Origin of the sequence: Pseudoalteromonas sp. JB197 (assembly GCF_002332205.1) — a bacterium.
In the GTDB taxonomy this organism is placed as follows: domain Bacteria; phylum Pseudomonadota; class Gammaproteobacteria; order Enterobacterales; family Alteromonadaceae; genus Pseudoalteromonas; species Pseudoalteromonas nigrifaciens.
Map to the genome: position 1 here is coordinate 2,647,397 of NZ_NRGZ01000001.1, position 13,314 is coordinate 2,660,710.

Annotated in this window: 12 protein-coding genes; 10 read left to right on the forward strand and 2 right to left on the reverse strand. The window is 36.9% G+C overall.

What is annotated here, in order from left to right:
- Nucleotides 1–87: 87 nt before the first annotated feature.
- Nucleotides 88–807 (forward strand): response regulator transcription factor, encoded by a 720-nt coding sequence (locus tag CIK86_RS12550; protein WP_086993704.1) that lies wholly within the window; start codon nt 88–90, stop codon nt 805–807.
- Here CIK86_RS12550 and CIK86_RS12555 read toward each other — a convergent pair.
- Nucleotides 804–1,538 carry an ATP-binding protein gene (locus tag CIK86_RS12555; protein ID WP_254910708.1) on the reverse strand — a complete coding sequence of 245 codons (735 nt, stop codon included), beginning with the start codon at nt 1,536–1,538 and terminating at the stop codon, nt 804–806. The genes CIK86_RS12550 and CIK86_RS12555 overlap by 4 nt on opposite strands.
- 88 nt (nt 1,539–1,626) lie before the next feature.
- Between CIK86_RS12555 and CIK86_RS12560 the strand changes: the two genes are divergently transcribed.
- From CIK86_RS12560 to CIK86_RS19305, 5 genes are all read left to right on the forward strand, one after another.
- Complete coding sequence (locus CIK86_RS12560; protein ID WP_086993698.1) at nt 1,627–2,289, forward strand: TnsA endonuclease N-terminal domain-containing protein; 663 nt, start codon at nt 1,627–1,629, stop codon at nt 2,287–2,289.
- Nucleotides 2,282–4,234, forward strand: a complete 1,953-nt coding sequence (locus CIK86_RS12565) for a Mu transposase C-terminal domain-containing protein (protein WP_086993695.1) — start codon at nt 2,282–2,284, stop codon at nt 4,232–4,234. Before CIK86_RS12560 ends, CIK86_RS12565 begins: the two co-directional genes overlap by 8 nt.
- Entirely contained in the window at nt 4,234–5,127 is an 894-nt protein-coding gene (locus CIK86_RS12570) for a TniB family NTP-binding protein (RefSeq protein ID WP_086993692.1), read from the forward strand. Before CIK86_RS12565 ends, CIK86_RS12570 begins: the two co-directional genes overlap by 1 nt.
- On the forward strand, nt 5,085–6,206 hold the full coding sequence (locus CIK86_RS12575) for a TniQ family protein (RefSeq protein ID WP_086993689.1): 1,122 nt from the start codon (nt 5,085–5,087) through the stop codon (nt 6,204–6,206). Before CIK86_RS12570 ends, CIK86_RS12575 begins: the two co-directional genes overlap by 43 nt.
- Before the next feature lie 524 nt (nt 6,207–6,730).
- Entirely contained in the window at nt 6,731–7,630 is a 900-nt protein-coding gene (locus CIK86_RS19305) for a hypothetical protein (protein ID WP_217896469.1), read from the forward strand.
- A gap of 761 nt (nt 7,631–8,391) precedes the next feature.
- Here CIK86_RS19305 and CIK86_RS12590 read toward each other — a convergent pair.
- Nucleotides 8,392–9,363, reverse strand: coding sequence for an Abi family protein (locus tag CIK86_RS12590; RefSeq protein WP_086993680.1), 972 nt, complete (start codon nt 9,361–9,363; stop codon nt 8,392–8,394).
- A gap of 718 nt (nt 9,364–10,081) precedes the next feature.
- Here CIK86_RS12590 and CIK86_RS12595 point away from each other — a divergent pair.
- From CIK86_RS12595 to CIK86_RS12610, 4 genes are all read left to right on the forward strand, one after another.
- Complete coding sequence (locus CIK86_RS12595; protein WP_086993678.1) at nt 10,082–10,267, forward strand: hypothetical protein; 186 nt, start codon at nt 10,082–10,084, stop codon at nt 10,265–10,267.
- An 85-nt stretch (nt 10,268–10,352) separates the two neighbouring features.
- Entirely contained in the window at nt 10,353–11,846 is a 1,494-nt protein-coding gene (istA, locus tag CIK86_RS12600) for an IS21 family transposase (RefSeq protein ID WP_086996774.1), read from the forward strand.
- Nucleotides 11,839–12,606: an IS21-like element helper ATPase IstB gene (gene istB / locus CIK86_RS12605; protein ID WP_086996779.1), complete on the forward strand. Its 768-nt coding sequence runs from the start codon at nt 11,839–11,841 to the stop codon at nt 12,604–12,606. Before istA ends, istB begins: the two co-directional genes overlap by 8 nt.
- Before the next feature lie 224 nt (nt 12,607–12,830).
- Nucleotides 12,831–13,313 carry a WYL domain-containing protein gene (locus CIK86_RS12610; protein WP_254910721.1) on the forward strand — a complete coding sequence of 161 codons (483 nt, stop codon included), beginning with the start codon at nt 12,831–12,833 and terminating at the stop codon, nt 13,311–13,313.
- Nucleotide 13,314: the final 1 nt, after the last annotated feature.

Consider the following 13,314-nt stretch of genomic DNA (forward strand, 5'->3'; position numbering starts at 1 on the left):
AGCTTACTTAAAAATAATAAACGCCCTTCTCAGCCTTTACTTAATGGTGCTACCATAGAAAACTATAAACATTAACAATAAAGTATTATGACTATTCATGTTTTATTGGTTGAGGACGACGAATTACTCGTTAAACGCATCCAAAATCATTTTACAAATACCGAGTTTACAATAGAAGTTGACCCTACTGGCGCCGATGCACTGAGCACTATAAGGTCGCGAGTTAATTTGCGCGGTGCTTTTTCATTAGCCATTATTGATATTGTTTTACCAAAGCGCGACGGCTTACAACTTGCAAAAGAGCTAAATACCCTTACCGATATTGGCGTAATTTTATTATCGAGCCGTGATTCACAGGCCGATCGTATTGCTGGCCTTGCCCAAGGCGCAGACGACTACATATGCAAACCCGTAGACTTACTTGAACTAGAGCTGCGCATGCGTGCTTTATATAAACGCATTGCACACTTAAATTCAGAAAATGATAAAAACGATGACAACGGCGAAGAGTTTATAGAATATGCCGACTTTAAATTACACCCCGACAACCGCACACTAATTACAGCTACAGGTGCTGAATCGCGCTTAACCGAAGCGGAACATAAAGTACTTATTTGTTTAATTGGTAACGCAGGTAAAGCAACTTCTCGCGAAAAAATATCTGAAGAAATAGGCCAGCCTGATTGGAGCCCAAACGATCGTACTGTTGATGTGTTAATTGGCCGTTTGCGTAAAAAATTAAATGATGAAAAAGATCAAAAGCGCATTGTTACCGTACGCGGCAAAGGTTATATGCTCTCTATTTAGTACTTAGTTAATTGCGCTAGTAAGCGCTCAAAGGCGCGGTAGTTAAGTGCTTCTTTTAGCTCATTTAAGCTAATACGCTCCGCCCCTTTTAAATCACTAATAGTACGCGCTACTTTAATTATTCTATGGTATGAGCGTGGCGATAATGCCAGTTTTTCACTCGCTCTGGCTAAAAACTGCAACTCAGTGGAAGCGAGATCACAATGTATACTCATTTCTTTATTGTTTAACCGCGCATTCACTTTACCTTGGCGTTTTAGCTGCAAATAATAAGCAGCCTCTACTCGCGCTCTTACTACTGCACTGGTTTCTTCGGGTTTGCTACTTTGTAACTCAACACTCGTTAGCCTTGGTAATTCAATTTGTAAGTCAATACGGTCAATAAACGGCCCCGAAACACGCGACAAATAACGCATTACTTGATCAGGCGTTGCCCGCTTATCATTATGGCAACCTGTAGGGCTGGGGTTTAGCGCCGTAATAAGCTGAAACTGCGCCGGAAACTCCATTTGCCTTGCCGCACGCGAAATAGTGACAGTACCAGTTTCCATAGGTTCACGCAGCGAATCGAGCACTTTACGTTCGAACTCTGGCAACTCATCTAAAAAAAGCACGCCATTATGCGCCAATGAAATTTCACCCGGTTTAGGGTTTGACGAGCTGTAGAAGTTACCAATAAGTGTCATAATCAGAAAGAATAAAACCGTAAAATATAGCTTATAGCTATTCATTACACTTGCCAAGATACAATTAGATGGCGTTAAGATTACAAATAACTGTCAAATCCACTACAAATATACAAATAGTTGTCAAAATATTATGAGTGTAGAAAAAACATTTCAACAAGTTCGCAAAATTAAGCCGACACGTAACAGTGTATCAGGGCATTTACCTTTTAAGAGCGATATAAGCTTGCCTTATGAATCAACCTTAGAACGGGATTTTTTGATTTACTTCACTTACCTTCAATCCGTAGAAGAAATAGTATCTCAGCCTACCCGTATCCCATTTATTAAAAATGGTGTGACATATTCTTATACACCTGATTTTTTTGTCCGCTTTAATGATGGAAGAAAATCAATGCTAATAGAGGTAAAACCTACTTCTAAATGGCGAGCTAATTGGCAGGATTGGAAAGAAAAATGGAAAGCGGCTATCGCTGTTTGCAAAGAGAATGGATACGTATTTCATGTTTATGATGAAAATAAAATCAGGCATTTAGCTCTTTTTAATATCAATTCTATGCAGCGTTACAAACGCTTGAAATGTGAGCAAGCTGATATAGACGCTATTATGAATCAAGTTATGTTAACCGGTGGCACCAATATAGATAATTTACTAACTCGTTTCTTCACTGGCTCACTTTATAGAACTAAAGGTTTACAAGTCATCTATCACTTATTAGCAACTAAAAAGCTTGCTTGCAACTGGTTTGATCCAATAAACGAATTTAGCGAAGTATGGAGTTATGAAAATGGATAATGAGTTATTTGAAAAAGGCATTATAGAACAACGTGAGCACAATCGTTTGCAGCGCGGGCGAATCATACTCAAAAAAGGCAATATCTACCTCCATCGTGATGATGGCAATCAATATGAATTAATTGAATATCTAGATGAAAATGCTCAAGTAATGATTCGTAACCTCCATACTCGAAAAAGTAAGATTGCTAGTATTTATCAATTAGAAAACATTAAAATCAATGAACGTGAAGATATATCAGTTGATTTGAGTACAATCGACGAAGACTATTGGGAAAAAGCATTAAAAAAATATGAAGCAATTAAACCTTTGCTTAATGCTGAACAATACAATCCCAATGCAATTAAAAAACGAGCACAAACGGTGGGTGTAAGCGACCGCACCCTATATCGCTGGTTACAAGCTTATAACTCTATCGGCTCTATTGCTGGATTAGTTGATCAAAAACGCGGTTGGCAAGCTGGGAGCTCTCGCTTAAATAAAGAACAAGACGAATTAGTTTCTCAAGTGATAAACGATTTCTATCTTCATAAACAACGCCCCACAATTGAACAAACTATTAGAGAAGTCCAACGCATAGCTAGTACTAAGAAAATAAATAGTCCAAGCAAGCGAACTATCCGTAAACGTATTTTACAAATCTCTGAGAATGAGCGCTTACGAAAGCGGGGACAAAAAGAGAAAGCCAATAATAAATTCACCCCAAAACCAAATAGCTTTCCAAATGCAGATTATCCATTAAGTGTGATTCAAATCGACCATACTCCAGTAGATTTAATAATCGTAGATAACAAATATCGTAAACCAATCGGCAGACCTCATTTAACCTTAGCAATGGACATTTATAGTCGAATGATTACCGGCTACTACTTATCACTTGATGAGCCATCTGTAACATCTGTCGCGATGTGCATTGCTCGCAGTATTTTACCAAAAGAAAAATTATTGCTGGATCACAATGTAAAAGGTGAGTGGAATGTATTTGGGTACCCGAATAAAATCCATGTCGATAACGGTGCTGATTTTCGCTCTCTTGATTTAGCAAAGTCTTGTGAAGCACATGGTATTGCTCTTGAATTTCGTCCTGTGGGGCGCCCTGAATTTGGGGGGCATATTGAGCGTGTTATCGGAACATTTATGAAAGAAGTTCATAATTTAGGCGGAACTACATTCTCTAATATTAAAGAAAAAGATAATTACGACTCAGAAGCTGAATCTATAATGACATTAGATGAGTTTGAAACCTGGTTATTAAATTTTATTGTAAATATTTATCATAAGCGAACACATTCATCTTTAGGGATATCGCCAGTTCAACAGTGGAGTTTAGGTGTTTTTGGTGATGAAGATCATATTGGCTGTGGTTATCCACAAATGCCTGTAGATGAGCAAACTGTACTATTAGACTTCCTGCCAAGCATGAGGCGTACCATCCAACCCAATGGAGTAACAATTGATGGTTTACGTTACTACGACGTAGCGTTAAATATGTATATTAATGATACTGATGAGGATAACAAGAGTAAAAAATTTCTCTTTCGGCGTGATCCTCGAAATATTGGACGTCTTTGGTTTTATGACCCCAAATTAAAATGTTATTTCCCAATTCCATTTGCAGATCAAACTTTACCTGATATGAGTATTTGGGAATACAAGCAAGTTCGTTCATATATAAAAAAGAATAATAGTGAAAAGTACGTTCACACGCAGCAAATAAACGAAGCTTTAACAGCAATGCGTGAACATGTTAATGAATCAGCACAGCGGACTAAAAAAGCTCGTAGGCAAGCACAAAGACAAAAAACGCACAAGAAAAGTAAGTCAATCATTAACACTAAGGTGCAAAATATTAAAGACCAAGAACCAGTAATGAAGCAAGCTAAAACGCTAAATGATGGATTACTTTCAAACGATGCTGAGTTCAGTTTTGGAGATGTTGAATAATGAATGAATTATATACATACGTTCATGAAAAGTTTCGTCATTTAGTGACCGCACCTAATGATATACGAATTGCTTTTTTAGACGAGCCTCGCTGGATTGGTTATGACATCGCTAAAGACATAATTGAAAACCTAGTTTCTCTGATGAATAAGCCCAAACGACCAAGAATGTTAAATTTACTTGTTATTGGTGATTCTAACAACGGAAAAACTACGCTAATTAGACGATTTTATGATTTATATGGGGAATCTCATGTTGACAGCCATTCAAACGGTATACGCCCTATAATCTTGGCTGAAGCTCCACCAAGTGCAAATGAGAAAGAGTTATATGTCTCATTGCTTGAGCGCTTCTATGTGCCTTATAGACCAACAGACAGTCTCGTGAAACTTCGCTATCAGACTATACATCTTTTTAGAGAATACAAAGTAAAAATGCTGATTATTGACGAGTTTCATTCTTTATTAGTAGGTACGCCTCGTTTGCAGCGCCAAGTAATGAATGCCATTAAGATGCTGTGTAATGAATTGCAGATTCCGATCGTTGGTGTAGGCACTCGGGACGCGATAAGAGTACTACACACAGATCCACAACACGCTAGTCGTTTTGATGTAGCTGAGCTACCAACTTGGAAACTTGACCATAAATTCCAACAACTGCTTTTTCAGTTTCAAAGTGTATTACCACTACAAAATTGTTCAAACTTACAGGACCCTGCACTGGCAGCTAAAATTCACACTATCTCCGGCGGGAACTTAGGAAATGTTCATCGTTTATTAGTGGCTTGTACTGTTGAAGCAATTACTAGTGGTACAGAACAAATTACCTTAGCGATTATAGAGAAGCACTCATGGGTACAACCAACACAAGGCTTACGAAAAATTATAGGATAAAAGACTCTTCAATTAAAACCGCAATTTATCCTGATGAAAGTATTACGTCTTGGCTAATTCGCTCAGCATTAGATTGTGGTACGGAGCCACTTGTTTTCACTGGCTTCTACTGGAGTGAATACCGTTTATGGACTTACGATTTAGACCGTGGATTTGAGTCTATAGAGCCACAAATTTATACAGACATCACGAGTTTATCAATTAATGATTCTGTTAAACTCCAAAGCCATTCTCTGTATTCAATTTTATATGAGATTAATGGTGAAAATACTTTTATTAATGGAAGTCCAAAATGGATTATTCCAAGAAGCTCTCGTAATCGGATACATCATATTGGACAGTTTTTTTGTCCTTATTGCTTAGGCGAAAAATCATACTTACGCAACCAATGGCGTTTAGCATGGAATTTTGGGTGCTTAAAACATAATGTTTTACTTAAAAACAAATGTAATGATTGTAAAACATTATACCAACCACATTTGCTTTCAGCAGATAATCGACATCTTAATAATTGCCATAAATGTGGTGAGAGCTTAGTTACTCAACAATCTACATCATTAAATCAGAGCCAAATAACAGCTCTCAAAAAGCTTAACATTACATTTAAAAAAGATATTGGCTCATGTTTGGGTCACTCGGTAAATAAAAAAACTTACTTTTCCGTATTACGTTATTTTATAAACTTACTGAGACGTGCCGCAATTATTAAGTCCACTCACGCAATAGCTTTATTTATAGAAAAGCTAAATATCAAGCATGAAGAATTATGCTCACCAAAAACAGGGCTTACTTTTGAGCTGTTACCTCTTACTGAACGAGAAAGCTTACTTATAAATGCGTTTTCTATCATTAACTTAACCAAATCAGAAGTAGTTACGGCCATAGAGCAAAGTAACATTACGCAAAAAGCATTATCATTTGAACCTTACCCTAAAGAATTACAGCTTATTTTTGAACATGCTTTAAATTCTAAAGTAGCTTCACCTAAGAAAACAAGAAAAGTCAGCACTGAATCAATTGCTTATCTTAGTAGAAAGTGGGAACGAATAAAGCGGAAATTACATATAGATGAGCAATAAAAATAAGCACCAAGATGCATAAACCTCAATTAAATACTTGCTCTGTGTGTGAGAAACAATTGAAAATTATTCGTAATTATAGAGCCGAAGCTTACTGTAGCAACTGTTACCCTCAGTGGTTCCCTCAAAAAAAATGCAAAATTTGTAAGAAAATACAACGAATTCACTTGAACGGTCAACTCTGTTTGAATTGCGAAAGATTAACCGATTGTGCCCGCTGTGGAAGACAAGCAGGACTATTCAGTATAGGGAAAATAACTAATTACGGCGCTATTTGTAAAACTTGTTATTTATACTTTCGTGAAAGGAAAGAGTGTGCTGAATGTGGCAAACTTTCTCGTAATGTTAGCAGATCCCCGTTGGCAAACCATAATCAACTTCTCTGCTTATCTTGCTATAGGAAATATAGCTTTGCAACCTGCAAAAACTGTAAACGTTATCGCAAGATTGACAACAAAAGAAAACAGCTATGTATAAAGTGCAATAACGTATTACTCTCAGCTTGCTCCAGATGCAAAAATGAAATGCCATCAGGCTATGGTAAAATTTGCTCTACATGTACAAAACGTACGCTCTTATTTAAGCTAATTCGCATAAATACCCGTTTATTCCACAATAAAGAGATAATAACTGCTTATAAAAAGTTTATTTTTTGGTGCATAGATAAGTTTGGAGTGAGTTTAGCTCTTCATAAATCTAATTCACATGTATCTTTTTTCATAACATGTGACGATAACTGGAGAAAAATCCCTGACTATAGTGTATTACTCACATATTTTAGGCCTAATGGATTACGCCATCACTTGACAGTATTACGCTGGCTAATTGATAACAACCTATTAGTTATTGATGAAAAATTAAAAGCAGAAATAGCTGAAACAGATAAAATTCAAGCCTTGTTTAATAAATTACAAAACCCTATTCCATGTATTGATAGTTATTACAAACATTTAAAACGTAAGTACAATGATGGAAAGACATCCATCAAATCCATTCGGTTAGCCTTACAACCCGCGATTGATTTAATGAGCTCCCAAACTAAAATCGTTTTACCAACCCAAACGCAACTCAATAATTACCTTGCTTTAAAGATAGGGCAAACAGCCGCAATATCTGGCTTTATTTGTCATCTAAATGAAGCGTACTATTGCGAGATTGAGATAGATCGTAAACATATTCAAACTATAAAAAGTAAAATATTAAGAAAGCATTGTGACCAGATATTAATAGCTTTGTATCAGCAAAAAACCTTAACCGAAAGTGAAAAAATAGAGTTGATTTATGCTGTACTTTACTCCTTGCATAACGTGCTTATCAGATATCCAAGGAAGGAGAACATTCTAGAATTAGAGGGTGCATATTACTACCATGAAAACGCGAAAATGTACTTCTTACCTACGGATGTGTATTCGCGTCTAATATAATATGAAACGATAATTAATAAAGATAACGTTCAATTAAAAGTGTGGCGATATAATGATAAATAAGCATTTATCTTTAAAGTTTAAATTAAATATTGAAGTTTAAAGTTCGTAATATTTTATAACTTTCTTTAACCTTCAATATTAAATTTGGTGTTTTAATTACTCTGTATTATCAGGTGTTCTAAATATTTGGACCCAGTGCCTCTGAGGTTTACTCGTTGGGGGAGCCTTTTCATTGTCTCTTATAGTACAGTATCTACCATGCTCTTGAACAATTCTATGATTAACGGTATCCATAGTGCACTCTTGAAATGAGCCTCCATCTCTACCAACCTCTTCACTAGGTTTTATATATATAGCCATTAAATTTCCTTACAATATAATAATTATTGAGTGTGCAATCCAAGTTACACTTAGTATCAATGGGGTGCTTGGTTAAAAATTCAACCTTAAATAATTTGAGGCATTAATAAAATGAAGCGATCACTCTAAGGTGAGAGAGTTTATTGTTCACCCTCATATGAAAATATAATCCGAGACTGGAGTGAAAGTGATCCTGTAGATGAATGGGAGTATGGACGAAAGGTACAGATAAAAAAGATCCAAAGACAAAATAACTCTATTGTTGCAGTTTTATGTTGTAGTAGTAAGTAATGAAGTAAGTTATTTCTTAAGAGTGAGAATGATAATAACTATAAAATGATAGCTCTATCGTTTGGATAATGTGAAGATTATAAATTTCATAATTCAGTTCACTAAAACTATTGCCAAACAGGCTCCTGCTCCCATTCAGATGGTATTCCCATCCTGTGAAGGAGATCTGGGATATGGTTGAATTTAATCAGTAGCTGTTGAAAATCTTGTTTAAAACAACTCCCATTTATTAGATTGTGTTTAGTCATTAAGTAAATAACCAAAAGTCCCAAATAAATCTTATTTTTCATTGTAGGGGGCATAGTCAAGCGAGGAGGTATAACTTTATTTTCATGGTCTACAAACCCACTCGGTAGTCTATAGTTCCGATTCCATGTACGACTACTGTGCGAGCAACAGTTTCTGATCTCTTTCACCAATGGCAACCATGATCGAAGCTCCTTCCAGTTGGTAGCGCCAAATTGAACTGCTAGCTTATCGAGTGGATTGTCTCTCTGAGGACCAATTTTTTCTTTGTTCAAATTCATGCATAAGTCTGTAAGCATCCCAAAAGTGGTTAGCTCCGCAGCAATCCAAAATGGTGGTAGATCTTGATAATACGAAGTGTTGCTTCTGTATTTTGATCGATAGTGCATAGCAAATTCATCGTGACTTCGCTTCATGTCTTTCTCAATTTTACTTCGAACATAATCAACAGAACGGGAGAAATAATCGTTTGAAAGATACCAAAATGGATTTTTGGTATGGGCTGTCAGCATCTGATCTAACTGGCTACGCAGTTTTACTTCCAGCTTCAAAAGGAACTTATTACAAAGGGTGCGTAACTCACTGTCAAAGTCATATAGTGCCAATCCATATGCGAACTCTGAACCCGGTTTGAAACGATCCGAGTCTAAATCAAGATATGGCAACAAGTAAGACTTGAATCGGTAGTAATTAACTTTAGAGAGAACATCTTCAGCTTGAGCTTCATTTTCTGGCGTAGTAAAGTTCAAGCCTTTATTTTTAAGATGCTGCACTAAGGCTCTTGGCTGCTTATATGGCTTATCATAGACTTTTTTGTTAGGCTTCTTAGCCATTTACTTTATCCCTAAAACGGAAAAACCCGCAGACGTCGACAAGGCATAGCCAAGCGAAAGTCGCGGGTGTTGTTAGGCATAATTATAGACTTTCCAGTCCCTATGTCAAATACTTTCTCTGCTTACCTATAATCCTTTGTAGAGTGTACTGCCCCCATAATATCTCTGTGATCTATAGCGTCGACCATGCACTAATTATACGGGCTTTATCCAACTTCGTCTGCTGTCTATCTCAGATTGATGAATTATGATTTAAATATTTGTGTCTTGAGTCTTAGGTAGTAACAATTTAGGTTAAATTACATTTCTTGAAAAATTACAACCTTATACTTTTATTTTAATGGACTTCTTTTATTATCTTTAGTTTTTGACTAAAGATATCTCTCTGAGTTTACCACACTTATTTTAGCTCAAAGCTGTACATTAACGCTTAACTAAAGGGCTGTTGTAAGCTGATTAATGAATTCAATCTGAATGCATTTTAATTCAAATAAATCGATTACCATTTCTTTTAATAATCGATATCTGTTTATAAATACTCTGATAGCTTAATTTTTTAAGTTCATTAAAACTAAAGCAATACATATAGTTACGAATGCCGTTGTAAATAATTATAAAAACAACTTTACAAGCTCAAAAAATAAACACAATATCGTATGCACAAAAATTGTATATACAAATAATATACATACAAATTATGTGTGAAGAGTAAGTAAATATGAAAGAATTTTCTAATCAGCAAATTGAAAGGTTTAAAGCACTTGAATACATGCTTTACTGGGAAGGTGGTACAAATGCTACGCGTTTATCTCATTTTTTCGGTATGCATTTAAATGTGATGTCAAAAGCAATTCTTTTATATCGGCAAACTCACCCTGAGAGTTTAATTTTTGATGGTTATTAGGCGACAATTAGCTTGGCCGAGTCGCGACAATTAGGTTGACCGGTTTTGGTACACTTCAGATATATCAAATTCAACAGAGAAAGATATGTCTGGAAAACCCATAACCAAGCAACAGGTTAATTTATATATGTCTTATCGTAAGGATCATAAACAAACAACAGCCGCAGCTCAGTCTGGTATGTCAGAGCGTACGGCTCGGCGCATCGACTCAGGTCAACATTCAACAGAAAATACCCCCAGAATCTATCGAACACGCAAAGACCCATTTGATGGTGCGTTTGAAGAACATCTAGTGCCATTACTCAAAGCAGATCCTAAGCTTCAACCTATAACGTTATTAGATCAGCTCGATACCCTCATGCCAGGTAAGTTTGGTCACAACCATTTACGTACGTTACAGCGTCGAGTCAAAAAGTGGTTAGCAACTGAAGGGCCAGAGCAAGAAGTTATCTTTCGTCAAAAGTACATGCCCGGATTTATGGGAATATCTGATTATACTTGGATGAACAAACTTGAAATATCCATTGCAGGCCAAGTATTCTCTCATAAGCTCTTTCATTACAAATTAGTGTTTAGTGGCTGGACATATGTTCAACTTGTCTTTTGTGGTGAAAGCTTCGAATCACTTTCTACTGGTTTACAAAATGCATTTTGGCGTAGTGGTGGTGTACCACAAACACACCGAACCGATAGCTTAAGTGCTGCATTTAATAACCACTATGAACAGGAAACGTTAACTGAACGTTATCAAAAGCTATGTGCTCACTATAGCGTCGTTGCGACGCGTAACAATAAAGGTGTGGCTCACGAAAATGGGGCGATTGAAGTAGCGCATAGTCATTTAAAACGAAAAGTAGATCAGCAGTTACGATTACGTGGCAGTCGAGATTTCGCGACAATTACCGAGTACCAATCGTTTCTTGATGTAATTGTCGCCAAAATTAATCGCCAATGCAAAACTCGATTTGATGAAGAACGAAAACATTTAAATGATTTGCCTAAACGTCGCACCAACGACTTCTGCGAGCAATACGTTAAAGTCACATCAAGCAGTACCATCAGTGTTAAACGCGTGACGTATACCGTACCTTCCAGACTGATTGGTTATCGATTACTGGTACACATTTATGATACCCGGCTGGATTTATTTCTTGGTCATGAAAAGACGTTATTCCTAACCAGAGTCTATGCTCAAGGACATCTAAGATCACGCGCAGTAGATTATAAACATGTGATCCACTCACTGGCGAAAAAGCCTAATGCGTTTAAATACTCGCAGTTACGAGAAGACTTGATCCCAGAAGGTGATTTCAGTTTATTGTGGCAGCAGTTAACATCTGAGCATGTCAGCGATAAAGACTGTCGTTATATGGTTGAGCTATTGTTACTCGCTCATAATTATAATTGCGAGCAGGCTCTTGGTCGTTATGTCTTGAAAAACCACGAGCAAGGTAAGCGTATAACCATTGATATGTGCCGTAAATTGTTTGGTCCTAGCACGGTCGTCATACCAAATATTGTCAGTCATCAACACAAAATAAGTGATTACGATAGTTTACTTGGAGGGTTACATGGCTAATGTTCAAAGCTTACCAATATTACTCAAAGAGCTGCGCTTAAGTGCGATAGCCAAAGAATGGGAGGCTCTTGCCCAAAAGGCTGTTTCACAGGAGTGGGAGCCAGAGTTATTCCTTGCCGAGCTATGTGAGCTTGAAGCTAATCATCGTCATGAAAGTCGATTAAAACGGTTACTTAAAGAAAGTAAATTACCCGTAGGTAAGCAGCTTCATCAATATAACTTTGACGAAGTAGAAGGAGTTACGTCACTGCAAATCAAACAAAAAGTTAGTCAGATTGATTGGCTTAGACAGGGCCATAATATCTTATTGTTTGGCGCTAGTGGTTTAGGGAAAACTCACTTAGCTTGCGCTATTGGCTACTCATTACTTGAAAAAGCAGTGCGCGTTAAATTCAGTACTAGTACGGCTATTGTTCAAGAACTTCAACGCGCGAAAGAAACGCTGGGTTTAAATGATGCCCTAAGAAAACTTGATAAATATGAGCTATTGATTTTGGACGATATCGGCTACGTGAAAAAGACTGATAGTGAGAGTCAGGTATTGTTTGAATTGATTGCTCATCGATATGAACGAGGTAGTTTGTTGATCACATCCAATCAAGCCTTCAGTGAATGGGATAACATATTCGGTGACAACATGATGACAGTTGCCGCTATAGACAGACTTGTTCACCATAGTAATATCTATCAAATACAAGGTGAAAGTTACCGTAAAAAACAAGCAATGAAACTAAACTCAAATACCGGCCAAGTTAATTGACGCCGACCGGACAAGTTAGTTGACGTCTAATAGATGGTAAAGATCCAGAAAAGCTCTTCATTCCGACCGCTAAATTTATTCCAAGATATACCCAGCTGGCATGGTCCGATTTTATAGATTTCATATCAAGTAATCCAAATAAATACGTAACAGAAACGTACGGCCCATCATCTTTCTCCAAAACACTAGCGGCTATACAGTGCCCAAAACCAGAAATTACTAGGCTGCTTTTCAAAGCAATACGGATGAAAAAAGAAGTATTAATTGATTATCGAAGTCGTTCTGAACCCAAAGGTAAAAGCCGTCTAGTTACGCCATTCGCGATAGCTAATGATGGTTTGCGTTGGCATTGTCGGGCTTATTGTCATATAAGGAAACGTTTTTCTGACTTTAACTTAGGTAGAATCATGAAGCTGGAGCTTAAAGGAAAGTCCAACATCAACTTCCAGCAAGACAATAACTGGTTTACTTTTGCAGAGATTAAAATAGGCCCTCATCCTGAATTAACTCAAGAAGAGCAAACTCTAGTACTTAATGACTTTGGTCATGATAAGCCATTTAGAATACGTACTCGAGCGGCTTTGGTTGATTATACACTTCAATATTACAGGATAGCTAAGTACCCAGCAGAAGTTTCTGGTAAAACTTTTCCCTTGGTCGTTCTCAATAGCGACGACATCAAAGAATATTATTTCCCTGAGGTATAAG